Source organism: Moraxella sp. CTOTU49803 (assembly GCF_032097965.1).
GTDB lineage: Bacteria > Pseudomonadota > Gammaproteobacteria > Pseudomonadales > Moraxellaceae > Faucicola > Faucicola tetraodonis.
The window spans coordinates 93,254-114,056 of the sequence record NZ_DAMCJP010000008.1; the positions used below are offsets into that span (position 1 = coordinate 93,254).

At 43.7% G+C, this 20,803-nt stretch carries 17 protein-coding genes and 1 pseudogene; 4 read left to right on the plus strand and 14 right to left on the minus strand.

Annotated features, from left to right (window positions below):
- Positions 1 to 13 precede the first annotated feature (13 nt).
- The gene (phoR, locus tag RT422_RS09335; RefSeq protein ID WP_284035073.1) at positions 14 to 1,342 is read left to right on the plus strand and encodes a phosphate regulon sensor histidine kinase PhoR; all 1,329 of its coding nucleotides are present in this window, start codon (positions 14 to 16) and stop codon (positions 1,340 to 1,342) included.
- Here phoR and RT422_RS09340 read toward each other — a convergent pair.
- The 4 genes from RT422_RS09340 to RT422_RS09355 form a co-directional block, all read right to left on the minus strand.
- The gene (locus RT422_RS09340; RefSeq protein ID WP_284035072.1) at positions 1,317 to 2,666 is read right to left on the minus strand and encodes a D-amino acid dehydrogenase; all 1,350 of its coding nucleotides are present in this window, start codon (positions 2,664 to 2,666) and stop codon (positions 1,317 to 1,319) included. The genes phoR and RT422_RS09340 overlap by 26 nt on opposite strands.
- A 153-nt stretch (positions 2,667 to 2,819) precedes the next feature.
- Positions 2,820 to 3,251 carry a large conductance mechanosensitive channel protein MscL gene (mscL, locus tag RT422_RS09345; protein WP_036595296.1) on the minus strand — a complete coding sequence of 144 codons (432 nt, stop codon included), beginning with the start codon at positions 3,249 to 3,251 and terminating at the stop codon, positions 2,820 to 2,822.
- A gap of 194 nt (positions 3,252 to 3,445) precedes the next feature.
- Positions 3,446 to 5,284 carry a translational GTPase TypA gene (gene typA, locus RT422_RS09350; protein WP_188875403.1) on the minus strand — a complete coding sequence of 613 codons (1,839 nt, stop codon included), beginning with the start codon at positions 5,282 to 5,284 and terminating at the stop codon, positions 3,446 to 3,448.
- A gap of 166 nt (positions 5,285 to 5,450) precedes the next feature.
- Positions 5,451 to 6,608 carry an OmpA family protein gene (locus RT422_RS09355; RefSeq protein WP_313422049.1) on the minus strand — a complete coding sequence of 386 codons (1,158 nt, stop codon included), beginning with the start codon at positions 6,606 to 6,608 and terminating at the stop codon, positions 5,451 to 5,453.
- Positions 6,609 to 7,287: 679 nt separating this feature from the next.
- On the opposite strand from RT422_RS09355, the gene RT422_RS09360 reads away from it, so the two are divergent.
- Positions 7,288 to 7,851, plus strand: coding sequence for a GspH/FimT family pseudopilin (locus RT422_RS09360; protein ID WP_188875405.1), 564 nt, complete (start codon positions 7,288 to 7,290; stop codon positions 7,849 to 7,851).
- Positions 7,852 to 7,854: 3 nt separating this feature from the next.
- Here RT422_RS09360 and pdxJ read toward each other — a convergent pair whose 3' ends face one another.
- The 8 genes from pdxJ to RT422_RS09400 form a co-directional block, all read right to left on the minus strand.
- Positions 7,855 to 8,604 carry a pyridoxine 5'-phosphate synthase gene (gene pdxJ / locus RT422_RS09365; RefSeq protein ID WP_313422050.1) on the minus strand — a complete coding sequence of 250 codons (750 nt, stop codon included), beginning with the start codon at positions 8,602 to 8,604 and terminating at the stop codon, positions 7,855 to 7,857.
- 39 nt (positions 8,605 to 8,643) lie between these two features.
- On the minus strand, positions 8,644 to 9,399 hold the full coding sequence (locus tag RT422_RS09370; protein ID WP_313422051.1) for a DNA repair protein RecO C-terminal domain-containing protein: 756 nt from the start codon (positions 9,397 to 9,399) through the stop codon (positions 8,644 to 8,646).
- A gap of 13 nt (positions 9,400 to 9,412) precedes the next feature.
- Complete coding sequence (era, locus tag RT422_RS09375) at positions 9,413 to 10,462, minus strand: GTPase Era (protein WP_313422052.1); 1,050 nt, start codon at positions 10,460 to 10,462, stop codon at positions 9,413 to 9,415.
- Between the two features lie 115 nt (positions 10,463 to 10,577).
- Positions 10,578 to 11,363, minus strand: coding sequence for a ribonuclease III (gene rnc, locus RT422_RS09380; RefSeq protein WP_313422053.1), 786 nt, complete (start codon positions 11,361 to 11,363; stop codon positions 10,578 to 10,580).
- A gap of 100 nt (positions 11,364 to 11,463) precedes the next feature.
- A complete protein-coding gene (locus RT422_RS09385) occupies positions 11,464 to 11,856 on the minus strand; it encodes a DUF4845 domain-containing protein (RefSeq protein ID WP_313422054.1) in 393 nt (130 codons plus the stop codon).
- Positions 11,857 to 11,963: 107 nt separating this feature from the next.
- A complete protein-coding gene (gene lepB, locus RT422_RS09390) occupies positions 11,964 to 12,869 on the minus strand; it encodes a signal peptidase I (protein WP_309596598.1) in 906 nt (301 codons plus the stop codon).
- 8 nt (positions 12,870 to 12,877) lie between these two features.
- Positions 12,878 to 14,683, minus strand: coding sequence for a translation elongation factor 4 (gene lepA, locus RT422_RS09395; protein WP_076774812.1), 1,806 nt, complete (start codon positions 14,681 to 14,683; stop codon positions 12,878 to 12,880).
- Between the two features lie 189 nt (positions 14,684 to 14,872).
- Positions 14,873 to 15,238, minus strand: coding sequence for a zinc ribbon domain-containing protein YjdM (locus RT422_RS09400; RefSeq protein WP_100274163.1), 366 nt, complete (start codon positions 15,236 to 15,238; stop codon positions 14,873 to 14,875).
- A 227-nt stretch (positions 15,239 to 15,465) separates the two neighbouring features.
- Here RT422_RS09400 and RT422_RS09405 point away from each other — a divergent pair, with 227 nt between their 5' ends.
- Positions 15,466 to 16,194, plus strand: a complete 729-nt coding sequence (locus RT422_RS09405; RefSeq protein WP_313422055.1) for a folate-binding Fe/S cluster repair protein — start codon at positions 15,466 to 15,468, stop codon at positions 16,192 to 16,194.
- 139 nt (positions 16,195 to 16,333) lie between these two features.
- On the opposite strand, the gene RT422_RS09410 is transcribed toward RT422_RS09405, so the two are convergent.
- Complete coding sequence (locus RT422_RS09410; protein ID WP_313422056.1) at positions 16,334 to 17,686, minus strand: NAD(P)/FAD-dependent oxidoreductase; 1,353 nt, start codon at positions 17,684 to 17,686, stop codon at positions 16,334 to 16,336.
- 376 nt (positions 17,687 to 18,062) lie between these two features.
- Here RT422_RS09410 and acs point away from each other — a divergent pair, with 376 nt between their 5' ends.
- Positions 18,063 to 20,012 carry an acetate--CoA ligase gene (gene acs, locus RT422_RS09415; RefSeq protein ID WP_282841692.1) on the plus strand — a complete coding sequence of 650 codons (1,950 nt, stop codon included), beginning with the start codon at positions 18,063 to 18,065 and terminating at the stop codon, positions 20,010 to 20,012.
- Positions 20,013 to 20,255: 243 nt separating this feature from the next.
- On the opposite strand, the pseudogene RT422_RS09420 reads toward acs, so the two are convergent.
- Positions 20,256 to 20,803 (minus strand): annotated as a pseudogene (locus tag RT422_RS09420) (transposase); the annotation flags it as partial.

The window sequence follows — 20,803 nt, forward strand, 5'->3', positions numbered from 1 at the left end:
GTAAGCTTTCTCAATGGATGCTAGAAAAATTAATATGTGGGCGAGCATTTCACCCGTCGTGACAGCTGGGGTTGCCGGGCTGTTGATTGGCGGGCTATTAGGGTTTTGGGGTTGGGGACTGGCGATAGGGCTTTGCCTGTATCAGCTATATTTTTTATGGTCGATACAACGCTTTAAAGCATGGTATAACAAAAACCCCGATGAGCCGCCGCCTGCATTTGAGCCCAACCTTAATGTCATCGCCAGTAATATCTACCAAGTCAATCGCCAAGAGAAATTGGCGCATCAGCAAACCGTTTCGCTGGTGCAAAAAGTGCGCGACTCGCTGAGCGCATTGCAAGACTCGATTATTCTGATTGATAAAAACGACTGTATCGAATGGTGGAACAACTCTGCCGAGCGGCTTTTTCATTTTAAAGCGCCCGACCAAGGTCGCAATGTGTTGACCATTATTCGCAACCCGCTTTTTCATCAATATTATCACCACATTGAAGACTATCCAGATGGTGTGCGTATCCATAACCCGTCTAATATCGAGCGCTATGTGCAGTGCAAGATTACCAAATTTGGGCAAGAAAAATTACTGCTGATTTATGATGTCACCCGTTTTCAGCATTTAGAACAGATGCGAAAAGACTTTGTGGCCAATGTTTCGCATGAACTTCGCACACCGCTTACCGTCATCATGGGGTATGTGGAGACTTTGAGTGAACAGCCTGATTTAGATCCGCGTATTGCTCGCGCGTTTACTCAGATGATGCAGCAAAGTCAGCGCATGAATAACATCATTAATGACTTACTGTTATTATCTCGACTAGAGAACGATGAAAAGCCCACTGAGCCCAAAGATATTGATATTCCCAAAATGCTAATGCAATTGTTTGACGATGCGCAGATGTACAACAAGTCATACGACCATATGATTCATTTGCATATCGACAGCACGTTACATATTTTGGGCTATGAAGATTATCTGCGAAGTGCGCTCAGTAACTTGATTACCAATGCCATGAAATACACCCCAAAAGGTGGTGAGATTAGTATTAGCTGGCATGAGTGTGACGCAGGGGTATGTTTTAGCGTGACCGACAATGGCATTGGCATCGAGCAGCGCCATATTCAGCGCTTAACCGAGCGTTTTTATCGCGTGGACACGGGTCGAAGCCGTGAGACAGGGGGTACCGGTTTGGGGTTAGCAATTGTCAAGCATGTCTTATATCAGCACCATGCCACCCTTGATATCACCTCCACAGTTGGCAAAGGCTCGACCTTTACTGTGACCTTTCCAAAATCTGCCAGTATTCCAACCCAATCCCTTAATCCTGCAAGCCCACAAAGTTAAAATTTACTTGTGGCGGACGCCCTTGCATGATATCAGCAATCGCTTTTGCTGAGCCGTTCGAGTGCGTCCAGCCCAAAGTGCCATGTCCGGTGTTGAGATATAAATTATCAATACGTCCGTGGCGATTGACCGCGCGACCGATAATCGGCACATTTGACGGTGTCATCGGTCGCAGCCCTGTCCAATAATTTGGCTGAGTCAAATCTACCGCATCCCCAAACACCTCTCTCACCCGCCGCGTAATCGCTTGGCAACGAACAGGATTGAGCTCAAGGTTAAAACCATTAAATTCAGCCGTTCCTGCTACTCGCAAGCGATCGCCTAAGCGCGAGTATACCAGTTTAAACTCATCATCAATCAAGCTTACATAAGGTGTCTCATCGGGTCGCAACACGGGGTACGTGGCTGAATAGCCTTTGGCAGGATAGATGGGTAGATTGATACCCAAATCTTTGACAAAGGCAGGACTATAACTCCCTAACGCCAGTACATACGCATCCGCAGATAGTATCTGTGACTGCGCTGGCAAAGCAGCATTATCTTTACTATCAACGGACATTACTTCCACACCGTCAATGTGTTGGTTATGATAAATAAGTCGTTTGATGGCAGTATTAAATAAAAATGTTACCCCTTGCTGCTGACAAAGTGCTGTCAAGCGATGGGTGAATTTTTGCGCATCCCCTGATTCATCAAGTGCGGTATAAGTCGCCCCAACCAATTCTTTGCCAATACCAGTTAACGCAGGCTCTAATTGTATCGCTTTATCCACACTAATGACTTGCCGATCACAACCCAATTGCTGCATCCGTTTGGTAGGTGCTATCGCTGCTTGAAACTCAGCATGATCGGTATAAAAATGCATAATACCGCGTGTCAGACAGTCATAATCAATGTCCGTTTGCGCCCTAACCTCCCCCAGTACTTGCCGAGAGTATAATCCTAAATTGACCATTTGCACCAAATTAGCATCGGCACTTTTCGCATTGCACTGCTTCAAAAACTGCCAACCCCATCGCCACAGCGCCATATCAGGGGCTGTATCTTGTCCCGCGTTGCCCGGCAAACCCAACAACCGACGCCAGCGAAACAACAATGGCGCATCTTCTCGCAGTAACCATTTTAGCGCTTTATAGGGTGTATCAGGATTTGCCCAAGGCGTAGCATGTGACACAGATATTTGCCCACCATTGGCAAACGATGTTGACAATGCCGAACTACTTTCACGCTCGATTACCGTTACCTCAAATCCTGCTTGTCGAAGCTGCCAAGCAGTGGTGACACCCACCACCCCTGCACCAAGCACGATTACCTGCTTTGTCATAACTTGCCTTACTGTCGTTAGCTGATGAATATATAGATAAAAAATGTAGATTGACTAGCAATCAATAAAAAGCCCCCAGTTATCATGGAGGCTTTTTTTCATTTATAAATAACATGGGCTGAAATTTTAATCTATCAGCTTTTTTACAAACCGTTATTTGCTTAATTTACTGCTGATTTCACGTAGCAATAGTACTTCTTCTGAAGGTTCTGGTGCAGCCGCTTCTTGTGCTTCGCTTTGACGGCGTAGGCGGTTCATAGCTTTCACCAACATAAAAATGATAAATGCCAAAATAATAAAGTTGATTAAGATGGTGACAAAATTACCATAAGCAAACACAGGCACGCCCGCTTTTTTAAGTGCATCATACGTCATGGCGGTGCCTGCAGGTACATCACCTAACACCACAAACATATTGGTAAAGTCGATTCTGCCACCCATAATCGCAGAGATAATCGGCATAATAATATCTTCTACCAATGACGTGGTGATTTTACCAAATGCGCCGCCGATGATGACACCCACTGCCAAATCCATCACGTTGCCTTTGAGGGCAAACTCTTTAAATTCTGACATCATACTCATATAACTTCTCCTACTTTCAAACTAATTGCTACAATCGTTGACTAAAAAGCCCTTATCATCATAAGGAATTGTGTAAAATTTTAAACCTTTACTTTGCCAGTGTGTAGATTAAATTAAAAAAGCTTGTAACAGGTACAAGCTTTTTGTAAATAAATGTTAGGCTTTTTCGCAAGTCTTATAGCGTAAACTCGCTATTATTTACGACCGTTACGTTTACGCTCATTTTCAGTCAAGTATTTTTTGCGTAGACGAATTGATTTTGGTGTCACTTCAACCAGCTCATCATCTTCAATAAATTCAAGCGCTTGTTCAAGGGTAAAAATGATTGGCGGCGTTAAAATAATCGCATCATCGGTACCACTGGCGCGCACGTTCGTCAACTGTTTTGCTTTGGTTGGATTGACTACCATGTCATCGCTACGTGAGTTTTGACCGACAATCATGCCTTCATATACTTCAGTTTGTGGTGATACAAACATGCGACCACGTTCTTGAAGGTTAAATAGCGCATAGCCCAATACAGTACCATTCACCATAGAAATCAACACCCCATTTTGGCGTTTTGCCACATCGCCTGTTTTCACAGGACCATAATGTGAGAAACTTGAGGTCATGATACCGGTACCTGAGGTAATGGTTAAGAACTCAGAGCGAAAACCAATCAAACCACGTGACGGTACCACCGCCTCAATACGGATACGACCTTTACCGTCAACTTCCATATTGGTCAATTCGCCTTTACGGTAGCCCATTTGCTCCATTACTGCGCCTTGGTGCTGTTCTTCAACGTCAAAAATCACATTTTCAAATGGCTCTTGTTTCTCACCCTCGATTTCACGAACAATTACTTCTGGACGTGACACACCCAGCTCAAAACCTTCACGGCGCATATTCTCAATCAATACAGATAAGTGAAGTTCCCCACGACCTGAGACTTTAAATTTATCAGGACTGTCGGTATCTTCTACGCGAAGTGCCACGTTATGAATTAACTCACGTTCTAGACGCTCACGAATATTGCGTGACGTCACGAATTTACCTTCTTTACCCGCGAATGGTGAGTTGTTCACTTGGAAAGTCATCGATACGGTTGGCTCATCGACACTTAGCGCTGGTAAGGCTTCTACGTTTTGTGGATCACAGATAGTATCAGAAATATTTAACGCATCGATACCCGTGATACAGACGATATCACCGGCCTGCGCCATAGGTACTTCGATACGATCAAGACCATGGTAACCCATGATTTGTAGGATACGGCCGTTGCGTTTATTACCTTCTTTATCAACAATCGTTACAGGTGTGTTGGTTTTAACTGAACCACGTTGTATACGACCGATACCAATCAAACCTTTGAAGTTATCATAATCAAGGCTTGAAATCTGCATACGGAATGGACCTTCCGTATCCACCTGTGGTGGCTCAACAACATTAACGATGGTTTCAAACAATGGCTGCATATCTTCTGCAAGCTCGTCAGGCGATAACCCTGCAATACCATTCATGGCAGAGGTATAAACGATTGGAAAATCTAGCTGCTCATCTGTCGCACCCAAATTATCAAACAAATCAAACACCTGATCCATGACCCAGTCTGGACGGGCGCTTGGTTTGTCAATTTTATTAATCACCACGATTGGCTTTAAGCCACGGGCAAATGCTTTTGAGGTCACAAAACGGGTTTGTGGCATAGGACCATCAACGGCATCAACTAACAACAACACACAGTCAACCATCGACATTACCCGTTCAACTTCACCACCAAAATCGGCGTGACCGGGGGTGTCGACGATGTTAATACGGTATTCAACGCCGTCTTTAGGATTGGTCCATTTTATCGCCGTATTTTTGGCTAAAATGGTAATACCACGCTCTTGCTCTAATGCGTTAGAGTCCATGACACGTTCAACTTCTGCGGCACGCTCACCAAAAGTACCAGATTGTTGTAACAGTTTATCGACTAAAGTAGTTTTACCATGGTCAACGTGGGCAATAATCGCAATATTGCGAAGATTTTTGATTGAATCTGACATAAAAAAATAGCTCTTGAAAATTCGGCTAGGAAGGGAAATTAAAACACGCGGTAGTATAACATCTTATCGTTAAAAATAGATTAAATTTATCTAAGTTGAGTTTATAGCTGATAATAAAAATAAAAAAAGCTACCAACGAGGGTAGCTTTTTTTAGTTAATAGCTAATTATTGTACGTTCATATCTTTAGTTTGAACGGTTGTGCTAGATTTGTTACCAGTGATGATAGCATATACACGACGGTTCATTGCACGACCTTCAGCAGTGTTGTTGTCTGCGATTGGGCGGTCATAACCGTAACCCACTGTGCTAATACGTTGTGGTGCAACACCAAATTGGTTAACTAACATTGATTTAACCGCATTTGCACGTGCTTCAGACAAACGTTGGTTGTAACGCGCAGATGGACCAGTTTTTGAAGCATGACCTTCAATTGAAGCTGTTGAATTTGGATATTCACTCATTTTTTCAGCAACTTTTTGGATTTCTGGTTTGTACTGATCTTTGATGACAGTTTTGTCATTGTCAAAGAATACACGTAATTCCATACGTAATGCGTCATCCATTGGGATTTCACGTGGGCAACCATCAGCATCTACAACAACGTTTAATGGAGTGCCTGGGCATTTGTCAACGCTATTTGGTACGCCATCTTGGTCGTCATCACCATCAGTCACAACGATTGGTTCAACAGGGATAGGCTCAACTACTGGTGCTGCTGGTGCTAAGTGACCACCTAGAACCACGTTAAGACCTGCTAATGCTAGACCTTCCCACCAATCGTTATCGAAGTTATAAATCGCACGACCTTCACCACGTAAGCTTAATGCGTCATTGATACGGTAGTAAGCACCAAGACCTAAGTTACCAATTGTGTCTTTAGAAGTTGCTTTGCTGCCATCATCAAATGCCATTGAGGTTTTTGATTGACCTGCACCGATTAACACATATGGCTTGAATGGGCTGTTAGTGTAGCCACTAAAGGTTTCAGTACCGATAGTAAAGTTACCTGAGTATGATTTTTGTTCAAACTCATGTCCGTTAACTTTATCGCCGTTGCCATTTAATGCGTCAGAATCAGTTTCACCGTACTCTAATTCAAGTGCGATAGTAGGTGTCAATTCGATACCAATACCTGCACCAGTGTACAAATCGTTATCTTGGTGAGTACCTGCGAATTGCTCGCCTTGTTTGTCTTCAGTTTTGCTGATACCGTCTACATAATGGTAACCTAGTAGTAAAGGTGTAACAGTAACGCCTGCGTTAGCGGCTACTGGCATAACAGCTGCAGCAACAACTGCTAGAGCGATTTTATTTAGCTTCATAGAAGTCCTCCAAAGGATTGGCTCATTTTAAATTAAAATAACCTGACAGTTAATTCACAAAATAACACATCAAAACACATGTAATTTATGAACTTGTTAAATATAGCTTAACGCCTAAAAATTGTGTTTACAACTCTTTTTTTTACATTGCTACACAATATTACACGAACATCACAATATGTTATATTTTTATTTTTTAGTAGCTAAGCTTATTAATTACGCTCGATACTAAGAATTCCACAACTATCATAATGATTCGACATTACACATCAAAACTATACACTCATCTTGAGAAGGATTTTAATACAGTCTATTTAAATTTACCATATCTTAAATTCATACTTTCACTAAATGATACATTCTAGTGACATTCACTTACTAAATGAGTAAGACATTTACGTTTCAGGCACAACAGTTTTTTCTCAATAATGTTTTAGAACCAGTAACAATAGGTATTTGAACATTTAAACCCATCTGTGCCTATGAAATCCTTACTATGTAGAATAGACATTCCATTCCCTGATAACATCAGTTTTTTAGTCGCTTTCTTCACTTTCTAGCCACCAGCCTTACCTTATAGTTCAATATTTGTTTGTTAATTCTTTTGAACTCTATATAATAATGAACTAAAGTCTTTTATTGTGTTATCCCATCATCACTTAACGGTAGCTTTAATAGAATGAATAATGCAAAAACCAACGTGTTCTCAATAAAAAGACAGGGGTTTACTTTGATTGAAACAGTTGTCGTTGTGGCTGTTTTATCTATCATCGTAGCGATGGCTTCGATTACTATTACCAACAGCTTAAAGCAAATGGAAGCAAAAAGCACCGCTTCAAGCTTAATGAATTTTTTAAGCAGTGCAAAACAAGAGGCGTTGATTTATCAAAACCCTGTGATAGCCTGTGTCGCTAATGATAACTTGGCTTGCGTGACAACTGGCGGTCATCAGCTGATTAGCTTTATCGATAAAAATAACAATAACAGCTATGAGGCAACGGTAGACAAACTCAATCATCAGCTTACGTTAGATTTGTCCTGGGGGGTGCTGACGGCAAATATCTCGCTGAATAACAACTATATTATTTTTAAGCCAGAAAACGCTAGACCCATTGGTTATATGGGTAATATTCAATACTGCCCTTTAGATGGTAAGGTCGATAATCGACTAAAGGTAAGTTTTAGTAAAACAGGCATTATTAAATATAAGCCCTACTCAGTTGAACAATTTAATTGCCCCTAATAGCTAGGCTTTTGCTGTAAATGCTTTTCTCATTGCGCTCACCGCTTCGCTAAGTCCCATAAACACACTGTCTGCAATAATGGCATGACCGATGTTTAGTTCATGGATGCCATCAATATCAGCAATGGGTGCAACGTTGTCACGGGTAAGACCGTGCCCTGCATTGACCAGTAAACTTGCTTTTGCCTCGTGGGCATGAGTCACGGCTGTTTTGATACGGGTGATTTCATGGCTAATTTTAACTTGGTCATGTTGCAAACAATAGTCAGCATAAGCGCCTGTGTGTAGTTCAATGGCATCTGCCCCCAACGCAATGCTTTTATCAATTTGTGCCAACTCTGGATCAATGAATAGTGATACTTGAGTGCCGACCTGATGTAACTGTTGAATCGCACTGGCTATTTTGTCCTGATTGCCAATCACATCAAGTCCGCCTTCGGTGGTCAGTTCTTGGCGTTTTTCAGGGACAAAGCACACCCAAGCTGGCTTAACATCACAGGCTATCGCTACCATCTCGTCAGTGACTGCCATTTCAAGGTTCATACGAGTCGTTATGACTTTGGCAAGCCGATAAACATCATCATCTTGAATATGACGACGATCTTCACGCAAATGCAGCGTGATACCATCCGCCCCTGCCTGCTCACAAATTAACGCACCTGCCACAGGGTCGGGATACGCCACGCCGCGAGCTTGACGCAGGGTTGCAATATGGTCGATATTCACACCGAGTAAGGGTTGATTGCTGGTCATGACGTTCCCTATTTTGTCTATGATTGATACTGAGTAAGCTTATTGATATTGGGTAAGCTGCTGCCAAAGTTCTCGGCTTTGCAGGGTTTGATAATTGAGTAAATTATCCATCAAATGACGGTGCATGGCACTGATGCTATTGACCAATTGTTTGGCTAAATCAAAATCTTGTTGCATCATTTGGTTAAAGCTCGTTTCATCTTGCAAACATTGATACCAAATTAGCAGCTGCTCACCTGTTATTAACATATCAGGTTTATCCAAGGGTAAAACTGGCATAAACCCTTGCTGTAGCTGGTATTGATAACGCTGCGATGGGACTATTAAATCCCCTAACGCATCTTTAGCAAAATCGAACCCATAGCCTAATTGTTCAAACAATACATTTTCAAAGCGCCTTAAATGCCACTTTAAATGGGTCATGTCATGTGACGATTGCGCTGGCTCGACAAACAGCGTTGCCATGTTTACAACGCACTGCTGATATGCTTGCCATATCTCAGCAAACGGCTCTTCAACAGGCAATAGTTTTTGCAAAATCTCATTGAGATACATGCCTGCATACAGGCTTTGTCCTGTGAGGGTAATGTGATTTTGCAAAATTTGGCTTTGACTAAAGGTTTTTAGGCTGTTTTTACCATTGCTAAAAAATTGTATGGGGACAAATAGCGGTAAGTTTTTTTTACCAATTCCATGTACTACCCCCCATTCTTCACTAAACAGGTAAATTAAACTACGGCTTTCACCATACGGCTTTTGGTGCAGAATATAACCTGTTAGCAGTTGATTGCGCATAGTAGCCTATAGCCTAGTAGCCCAAGCTCGTTAGCGCACGCTCATCATCTGACCAGCCTTTTTTGACTTTCACCCACAGTGTTAGCATCACTTTTTTATCAAACATTTTTTCCATGTCTTGGCGCGCTTCGATGCCGATTTGTTTGATTTTTTCGCCTTTATCACCGATGACAATCACCTTTTGACCTTGACGCTCGACAAAAATCGTGGCATCGATGAAGGTCACGGCTTTACGCCATTTGCCTGTTTTTGGGTCTTGATGCGCGGGCTCATCCTTAAAGGTATCAATTTGCACCGTTAAATCGTAAGGAATCTCATCGCCCGATGCGCGCATCACTTTTTCACGAATGATTTCACTGGCTAAAAAGCGTTCTGAACGGTCAGTGACTTGCTCTGCATCATAGATTGGTGCTGCAATTGGTAAGTGCTTACCGATGACTCGTATTAGCTCATCTAAGTTATGCGCCCGTAATGCAGATACGGGCACGATATCACTAAATACTTGGGTGTCATGCAGTTTTTGTAGTAGCGCGAACAGCTGAGCTTCGTCCTTAATGGTGTCGCTTTTATTAATCACTGCAATCACAGGGACACCCAAATTTTGCACTTTGGCAAATACCAGCTCATCATCTTCCACCCATTTTAGGCTATCAATCACAAACAATACCGCGTCAACGTCTGCCAAAGCCGAAGTTGCTGCCTTATTCATGCGCTCATTGATAGCGCGCACTTCGCGGCTATGGATACCTGGGGTGTCAACAAAAATCGCTTGTAATTGCTCGTTGGTCAAAATTCCCATAATACGATGGCGGGTGGTTTGGGGTTTTCGCGAGGTAATCGACAATTTTTGACCCAACACATGATTCATCAATGTTGATTTACCCACGTTTGGACGTCCGACAATGGCTACATATCCCGTGCGAAAATCCACCGCACGCGCGGGCGCTGATTCACTTTGCCCACTAAAGAATTGACTGATGACATCATGGTTGTTGTCCGCTGATGGATTGTCGACAGCTGGGTCAGTGGTGGTTTGTTGGGTAGCGTCTGTTTGGTTAGACATAAAGTGGGATCTCAACATTGGTTTAAAGGGTACAAATTATTGTAGAAGAGTTTTGAGCAAATTTCAGTAAGCATTTCATCAAATTTAGGTGTTGACGGTATAGCAGGTTGGCAAATTAGCGCAGCGGCGGCAACAAGTCACTGATTTTAGTCAGCATGGCTTCGGCGCAGCGCTGCTCGGCAATACGGCGACTTTCCCCTTGGGCGGTGACTGAAGCTTGGGTTGGCGCTATGGGTTTGGCGGTTTTATTGTCAAAAACAATGTCGACTTGGCAGCTGACCACAAAAATTTGATTGGGGGCATTGCCAATGGTTTCGGTCACCTCATAGCGTGGCAGCGCAAGTTGGTGTGCCTGCAACAGCTCTTGTAAACGGCTTTTGGCATCTTTTAGCACTTTTTGTTCTTTCACTTTTTCGAACAAATCTTCAAACCACACCAGCACACAAGCTTTAACCGTGTCAAAATTTTGACTATCAAGATAAATGGCGCCAATCAAAGCTTCAACGCTATCTGCCAATATTGAGGCACGCTGACGACCACCGCCTTTACGCTCGCCCACCCCTAAAATCAAATAATCCGACAAATTGAGCTGCTTTGCAATAATCACCAAAGTTTCTTCGCGCACAAGCGATGCACGTAAGCGACTGAGCCGACCTTCATTATAGTCGGGATAGCGCAAAAATAAGGCTTCTGCGATGATCACACCGAGCAATGCATCTCCCAAGAACTCTAATCGCTCATAATTGTGTTCGCTATCAAATGAGCGATGCATGAGTGCCATAATGGGTAAATTCACATTATCGAACTGATAACCCATTTGATAAAACAGTGCGGTTAATTGACGCACTTGTGGCGGTAGTTTTTTGAGATTAAAGGTAGGGATAGGGATTGGTAAATTCATCTGCTTCAAATTGTTAGAAAAGTATTCGCCATTAAATCATAACATGGCTAGCATTTACTTAAGATTGGGGCTATAAGCTCAATAGCTACTAACTATTTAACTATGGCTTAGCAACTTTGGCATCTTCTGCGCTAATGGTATCTTCAAAGCGATTGACGATATCGACGTTACCAAAAAAGTTGTTTGCTTCATCGTATGTCAGTTTCACTGACATCGCACCTGGCGTATTATCCACCACTTCCACGACGTCCTCTGCCTTTTGGCTGAGACCGTTGATATGCCATTGGGAATTGACATTAGCTAAAAAATCTTTGACACTTTCTTTATTGTCATTGGACTTTTTGAGTTCAAAAGCCAACGATTTTTTGAGTTGGTAGTGACCGACTTGGGCAGGGATAATAGCTAAACCGAGTTTGGCACACACGACGATGAGTACAATCATAATCACGATACCCGTTACGCTGGCGCCGCGCTGATGACTTGGTAGGTTCATGCCGTATTCTCCTTTTATCATCGCTCAAGATAGGTTAATGTAAGCTTTAGTTAATTAAATATTCTCAACAACAAAGGCTTTGATATCCAATTTTTTAAAGCAAGCGGTTAGTGTATTGCGCCATTGCGATTAAAGGTGGGTAGACTTAATCCACTGGCTTTGTGCGTCCACACATACACGGCTTTACCCGCTAGGTTCTCATCGGGTACAAACCCCCAAAAACGACCATCAGCACTGCGATCACGGTTATCGCCCATCACAAAATAGTGTCCTTCAGGCACTGTTAGTTGCCATTGTTGACCTTGGCTTACCATCAATTGAGGTGAGGCTTGCTGCAAAAAGCTGGCATATTGAAACCAATTTTTGTCACCCAAATAGCGCACCAAATGTTGATGATTACTGCTGGGCGATTCTTGCACATACTGGGCTGTTTGTTCTTCTTGATTGCCCAGTTGCGCTGCTTGTTCAGCTGTTACAAGCTCACCAGTCTCGGTTTTACCTGGCGGATATAGCTGCGCTGTCATCTTAGGGTCAGGGGTAAAGTTTGCTGGCGTGGTCGCAATCGCTTTGCCATTGACGCTTAACTGCCCGTTGTTAAAACTCACCGTATCACCACCCACGCCAATCACCCGCTTGATATAATAAATTTTTGGGTTCTCAGGATAGCGAAATACCACCACATCACCATGCTGTGGCGCGCCCAAATCAAGCACCTTGGTATTGACCAGTGGCAAGCGGATACCATACGCGTATTTATTGACCGCAATAAAGTCACCCGTATACAGGGTTGGCACCATCGACGATGAGGGAATATTAAATGGCTCAATCAAAAACGAGCGCACCACCAAGACGATGGCTAAAATCGGAAAAAAATCATAAGCCCATCGCACCGGCGCAGTCGATTTCTCCAATCCTTTGCTTTGCTTTTGCTTTAGTACCAATTTATCCAGTAGCCAAATAGCGCCCAAAATCAAGGTCGCAGGGACAAGAATCAAATTAAAATCAAAATCCATACTTGCCTCTACGACTGGTTATCCACTTTTAACACCGCCAAAAACGCTTCTTGTGGAATCTCAACACGTCCCACTTGCTTCATGCGTTTTTTACCTTCTTTTTGCTTTGACAGTAGTTTTTTCTTGCGTGACACGTCACCGCCATAACATTTGGCAAGTACGTCTTTACGCATGGCTTTGACGGTACTACGGGCAATGATTTGGCTACCAATCGCCGCTTGAATTGCCACGTCAAACATTTGGCGCGGAATCAATTCTTTCATTTTTTCAACCAGCTGATTACCGCGATAGCGCGCTTGCTCAGCATGACAAATCATCGCCAATGCATCAACTTTTTCGCCATTAATCAGCACATCTACCCGCACCAGTTTATCTGTTTCAAAGCGCTCAAAACCGTAATCAAGTGACGCAAAGCCACGTGACACCGATTTTAGACGGTCAAAAAAGTCCATGACCACTTCGCCCATCGGAATATCAAAGGTCAACTGCACTTGCTGTCCCATAAACTTCATATCAACTTGGATACCACGACGCTCGATACATAATGTCATCACGTTACCCAGATAATCGGGTGGTACCAGAATGTGACAGCGCGCAATCGGCTCACGAAACTCATCAATCAGACCTGGGTCAGGCATTTTTGATGGGTTATCGATTTGGATAATCTCGCCACTCCGTTTTTTGATTTCGTAGATAACGGTCGGGGCGGTGGTAATCAAATCTAAATCGTATTCACGCTCAAGACGTTCTTGGATGATTTCCATATGGAGCATCCCCAAGAAACCACAGCGAAAACCAAACCCAAGTGCGTCAGAGGTATCAGGCTCAAAAAACAACGCAGCGTCATTGACTTGCAGTTTTTGTAGCGCTTCACGAAACGCCTCAAAGTCACTCGAATCAACAGGGAACATGCCTGCATAGACTTGCGGCTTGACCTTTTTAAACCCTGGTATGCTATCTACATCTGGGGTTTTGGCAAGGGTAATTGTATCGCCCACAGGCGCGCCGCCAATGTCTTTGATACCGGCAATCACAAACCCCACTTCGCCGGCTTCTAAGATATTGGTCTCAAACGATTTTGGGGTAAATACCCCAATCGATGTCACAATATGCGTGCCTTTGGTGGATTTGATATGGATTTTATCGTCTTTTTTGAGTGTGCCTTGACGCACACGTACCAGTGACACAACCCCAAGATAATTGTCAAACCATGAGTCAATAATTAACGCTTGCAAAGGGGCATCACGGTCGCCTTCAGGGGCAGGAATACGCTCAACAATCGCTTGTAGCAAATCATCCACGCCCACCCCTGTCTTGGCAGAAACGCGCGGTGCATCCATCGCTTCAATCCCGATAATGTCTTCAATTTCTTGAATCACCCGCTCGGGATCCACTTGCGGTAAGTCAATTTTGTTGAGTACCGGTAATACTTCAAGCCCCTGCTCAATCGCGGTATAACAGTTGGCAACCGACTGCGCTTCTACGCCTTGTGCGGCATCAACCACCAGCAAAGCGCCTTCACAAGCCGCTAGTGAACGCGACACTTCATACGAAAAATCGACGTGCCCTGGGGTATCAATAAAGTTAAATTGGTATTTGTCACCGTTTGGGTGGTTATAATACAGCGTGACAGATTGAGCTTTAATGGTAATACCGCGCTCGCGCTCAATATCCATCGAGTCAAGTACTTGCGCCTGCATTTCACGTGCTTGTAGACCACCACACATTTGGATAATGCGGTCGGCAAGCGTGGATTTACCGTGGTCAATATGGGCAATAATAGAAAAATTACGAATATGAGATAAGGCGGTCACAATTACCTACTAACAAAAAAGTATATGATTAAATTTGTAGAAAAATAGCCTTATTGTAACGTATTTTTCTACAATCACCTACTGAATTTATTGTGACAGCTTTTGGGATGTCATAAAAAAAGATAAGCTTTGGGTGTCAATTTCTGTTGCAAACCCAAAGCCCCAAACAAAGCCCAAACCCTTCCCAAGCTAGGCTTTTTTGACGACGCTGGATTTGAGTTTCATGGCGCCAAAACCGTCAATTTTACAATCAATATCATGATCATCGGGCGCATCATGGAGCAGGCGAATGGATTTGACTTTGGTACCAACTTTAATGGGCGTGCTTGCGCCTTTGACTTTTAAGTCTTTAATAACCGTCACACTATCCCCATCTTGTAACACATTGCCGACGGCATCTTTAATAACTTGTTCGCTGGCTGCTTCGGTTTCGCCCGCTTGCCATGCCTGCTGTTCTGCTTCAAAGCCACACATCGGGCAAATCAGTAAATCACCATCTTGGTACGTATAATTTTCTTTACACTTGGGGCATGGGGGACAGGCAGGTAAACTCATAGCACGCGCTCAATTATCTTAGAAAAAATTTAACAGTCGTTAAATGATGTATTGTACGCGATAAGTCACCCCAATAATAGTAATCAGCCAGCACAGACAAACCCTCTGACAAATGACCTAGTAACAGTACTTAGTCAAGCATAAGCTAGTAAAGCATGATTGCAGTCCGAGCCCAATTGTGCAAAACTTTGATCATAATTTTTTTAGCAAATAAAAAGAGAACCATCATGACAGATTTCGTCGTCTTTGATATAACCGGTGCCGATGCCCAAAAATTCTTGCAAGGACAATTAACCTGCAACGTCACCAAACTCAGCGACCAATTCCAAGCGACCGCGATTAGTAATCTCAAAGGGCGTGTTGCGTTGGGTATTTGGATTAGAAAAATAGCGGATGACGCTTACCAAATCGTCATCAGTCAAGACTGTGCCGATGAGTTTGCCAAGCATATCAAAAAATATGCCGCGTTCTCAAAACTCACCCTATCAAACCCGCGTGATATTTTTACGGTTGTTAACAATGGGTTACCTAGTTTTAGCGAGTCAGAGAATGGCACTGACACCGATGTTGACCGCAAAGCATGGCAAAAAGCGAGTATCGCTACAGGCAATTACTGGATTGTCAAAGCCACCGCAGGCTTGTGGCAACCCCAAGAGTTACGTCTACATCAACAAGGCGGTGTTGACTACGATAAAGGCTGTTATTTAGGTCAAGAAATCATTGCGCGGTTATATTTTAAAGCCAGCCCAAAAGCTTGGCTCCACCGCGTAGCAGGTACCGGTGATATACCTAACGCAGGTGAAAAAATTGGCAACGTGGATGTGGTCAATAGCATTGCTACTGACACAGGTTTTGAAGCCTTGGTGGTGGCACGTCCCGATGATATTGCCGCCAGTAATCTGACCATTCTTGAGTTGCCTCAAGCACTGCAACAACCGGTTGCTCGCCAGCACTAAACACCTACCAAACTTGATTAACGTAAATGCGTTAGAAGAAATCGGTTAAACTAAAAAAGGCATTTCACTGATGCCTTTTTTAACCATTTTTTTAGGTTCATTCATACCTAACCCCCTTCAAACCTAAACCATTTTATACCTAAACCACTTCGCCAGCCACGAACCCGCTTGCCCAAGCCCACTGGAAATTGTAGCCACCTAGCCAACCAGTAACATCGAGCACCTCGCCGATAAAATACAAATTCGGTTGTAACTGACTTTGCATGGTTTTTGAGGAGACTTTATCAGTAGCAACGCCGCCACGGGTGACTTCAGCTGTACGATAGCCTTCAGTGCCCGATGGCGTCAAACGCCAAGCATTGAGCTGCTCACCAAGCTGCGCTAACTTCTCGTCTTTGATATTGGCAAGCTCAGTCTCAGCCATGTCTTGCCACAATAGATTTTGCAAAGTAGCAATCACTTTTTTAGGTAACGCCGCCGCGCCTATCTGGTCATTTAGCACGGTTCTGATCAGCTGTTTTGGGTGCTGTTTTTTTTGCTCGGCTAAAAATACTGCCATATCAAGGCTTGGGAATAAATTGATAAAAATCGGCTCGCCCACGTGCCAATAATTCGATAGCTGTAACATCGCAGGTCCGGATAAACCGCGATGGGTAAATAGCACGGGTAACCTAAAACTGATGCGCTCATTAAACGCAATGACCTCAAAACTAACCCCCGATAACGATTTAATCGCATCGCCAATCTTATCGGTAAAGGTAAAGGGTACTAGTCCTGCCGATGTTGGCACAATGGTATGCCCAAATTGCTGCGCTACTTGGTAACCAAATCCTGTCGCACCCATGGTCGGAATTGACAGTCCGCCTGTGGCGACTACCAAGGAGTGACAAGTTAAGGTTTGCTCGATACTTTTTTGATTGGCTGGTTGATTAGCCTGTTGATGAGGCTGTTGACTAGCTGGTTGATTGACAGTTAACACAAACCCCGTATTGTCGGGTAACGCTTGGATTTGCTGGATGGCGGCTTTTAGTTGAATAGTCACTTGATTGGCGCGACACTCAGTCAGTAGCATTTGCAAAATATCATTGGCAGAGGTATCACAAAACAGTTGCCCATGCTCACGCTCATGATAGGGAATCTGATACTGGCTAACCATACCAATAAAATCCCAATTTAGATAACGTGACAATGCTGATTTGCAAAAGTGCGGATTGCTACTTAAATAATGCTTGGGCTCAATGTCATAGTTGGTAAAATTACAGCGCCCACCGCCACTCATAAGGATTTTCTTGCCCGCTTTATTGGCATGATCTAGCACCAGTACCCGCCGTCCGCGCTTGCCCGCTGTCAATGCACAAAATAGTCCTGATGCCCCTGCCCCGATGATGATAACATCATACGCCAACGTGGACGGTGCGTTTGTTGACCCAGCGTGATTTTGAACCGTGTCAATCTTTGGTGAAGTATTTGGTGAAATATGTTGTTGCTGCATGATGACCGCTATTTATCAAGTAAAAGACCAAATGAGAATCTGCTTACAATAAAGATATTTGCCCAAGATCGGAAAAAATATCCTTAAAAATATCCTGAGTAACATTGCAAAATTTGTGATTTTTTGCCAAACTAAGGAAAAGGCACTCTAGAATCAAGGATTAGATTGTATTGCATTTTCATAGTGAGCGGACGTTTATTGATGGCTCGTTTTATCGCTCTGTTGCTAGCCCGTGTTACTGCCAACTTGTCAATGTTAGCTTATCAACGTGAAAATGTTGTTTTTTAAGTTAAGCCCGCTACCTATTTGAGCCGTTTGTCAGTTCGTAGCCATTTAGAGTATTACCCCACCCCCCTGTCATAACAAGGAATGTTTTATGAAGAGCTACCCTCATAGCGCTGAATTTGCCGCTAAAGCCAACACCACTCCCCAAAAATACGCCGAGACCTATCAAGAATCTGTGGAAAATAACGAAGCGTTTTGGGCAAAACGCGCTGAATGGATTGATTGGATAAAAAAACCCACCAAAATCAAAAACGTCAATTATGACCTAAACAATTTTAGCATTAAATGGTTTGAAGATGGTGAGCTTAATCTATCGGTCAACTGTCTTGACCGTCACGTTGCTGAAAACCCTTACAAGCCTGCGATTATTTGGGAAGGCGATCACCCCTCACTTCACAAAATCATCTCATACAAAGAGCTACATTCAGAAGTATGCCGCCTTGGTAGCGCACTGCGTCGTAAAGGCGTCAAAAAAGGCGACCGGGTCACCATTTATTTACCCATGATTCCTGAAGCGGCGGTTGCGATGCTGGCTTGTGCGCGGATTGGCGCGGTTCACTCATTGGTATTTGGCGGGTTTTCAGCAGACAGTCTAGCTAGCCGTATCATCGATAGCCAATCAAAAATTGTCATCACTGCTGATGAATCTGTGCGTGGCGGTAAACATACGCCGCTTAAACAAAATGTGGATCGTGCGCTAGACCATGACGGCACCGAATGTGTTGAAAATGTCATTGTGGTGTACCGTACCGGTGAATCCATCCCCATGAGCGGACGCCGCGATATTTGGTATCACAACTTAATCGACAATGCCTCTGAAGACTGTCCACCAGAGCCAATGAATGCCGAAGACCCGTTATTTTTGCTTTACACTTCAGGCTCAACTGGCAAGCCTAAAGGCGTGTTACACACCACCGGTGGTTATTTGACCTATGCGCTATCCACCTTCCGTGACGTGTTTGATATCAAAGACAATGACGTATTTTGGTGTACTGCCGATGTGGGCTGGGTCACCGGTCACACCTATGTGGTGTATGGGCCGCTTGCCAATGGTACAACAACCGTGATGTTTGAAGGGGTGCCACAGTACCCAGATTGGGCGCGTATCGGTCATATTGTTGACAAGCATGACGTTACCATCTTGTATACTGCGCCAACCGCCATTCGCGCGATGATGAAAGAAGGCGATGATTACGTCCGTAAATCAAACCGTTCCAGCTTACGTCTGTTGGGCTCGGTGGGTGAACCTATCAATCCTGAAGCTTGGAACTGGTACTATAACGTGGTGGGCGAAGGACGTTGTCCGATTGTCGATACTTGGTGGCAAACTGAAACCGGGGGTATTTTGATGACGCCAATCCCCAATACGGTTGATCTTAAACCAGGCTCTGCGATGAATCCGCTGTATGGCGTCATGCCAGCGATTGTCGATGCCGAAGGTGCTGAATTAACGGGTGCTGCCGAAGGCAACTTAATCATCAAAGACAGTTGGCCAGGTCAAATGCGTACCATTTGGGGAGACCATAAACGCTTCTTAGAAACTTACTTTAGCACCTATCCAGGCGCTTACTTCACAGGCGATGGTGCCCTGCGTGATGAAGACGGTCATTATTGGATCACAGGTCGTGTGGATGATGTCTTAAACGTCTCTGGTCACCGCCTAGGTACGGCAGAGATTGAAAGTGCGTTAGTATCGCATCCTTCCGTCGCTGAAGCGGCTATTGTCGGTATGCCGCATGAGCTTAAAGGTCAAGGCGTTGCCGCTTACGTCATCTTAAAATCGGGCGAAGAGCCAAGCGAAATGCTTAAAGGTGAAATCAACCGTCATGTCCGTGGTGAGATTGGTCCAATCGCCAACTTAGACTCGCTCTACTTGGTCGAAGCATTACCAAAAACGCGCTCCGGTAAAATCATGCGCCGTATTCTGCGTAAACTTGCCGCGCATGAATTTGAAGGTTTAGGCGATACTTCAACCTTGGCAGAACCAGAGGTGGTTGATAACCTTATCAATGTGGTTAAAGCTGATAAACAGCCTGCTTAGCTTAATGGCTTACCAAAATTGAAAAAACGTCTGTAGTTACAGGCATTTTTTCATGGTTTTTTAATTGTTAGAGACCTTTGCACAAACCAGCGACTATCTCTCGACACCAATTTCAAACTCAACTAAAAACTGGAATTGGTGTTAAAAAAGCGAAAAAAGTCACCGAATTGGCATAAAAGTCTCCTAAATTGCAGTAAATTAACGTCTATTGGCTAGTTTTGCCAACCAACAGACACAATAATCCTAAGATAGTCCGTATTTTCGCTTCAAACCTAGGGCAGTTTTTAAATTATGCACAATGCTAGCAAGCAATGTACGGGTATGAAATTGCATTAAGCCAAGATGACGAGCCTTGCTCATCCCATAATTTAAAATGACCGAATACCCGTTCTACCGTATTTCTGGTTTGGCTCTTTTGGGTATTGGTACGTTTCTGTTGTTCGGTAAGTGGTGTATTACGCCATGCCCTATCATGGATATGATTGTTGATAGGCGGTTCATGCTCGGCAAGATAGTTGTCATGGGCTTGGCTTTTATACGCACTGTCGGCGTAAACGGCTGATTCATCACCTGTTAAAAGCGTGGTAAAACATTGTGAATCATGGACATTGGCTGGGGTAGTTTGAATCTTTTTGACAAAGCTGTCTTCATCACAATTAAGATGGATTTTAAAGCCGTAGGTGGTTTTTACTTTGCCTGTGCTGTCTTTTTTACTGACGTATGCAGCTTCGTTATCTTGGGTATTGTCGGTATGTTTGCCTTTTTTAGCTCGTTTGTTTTTGGCTTCAACG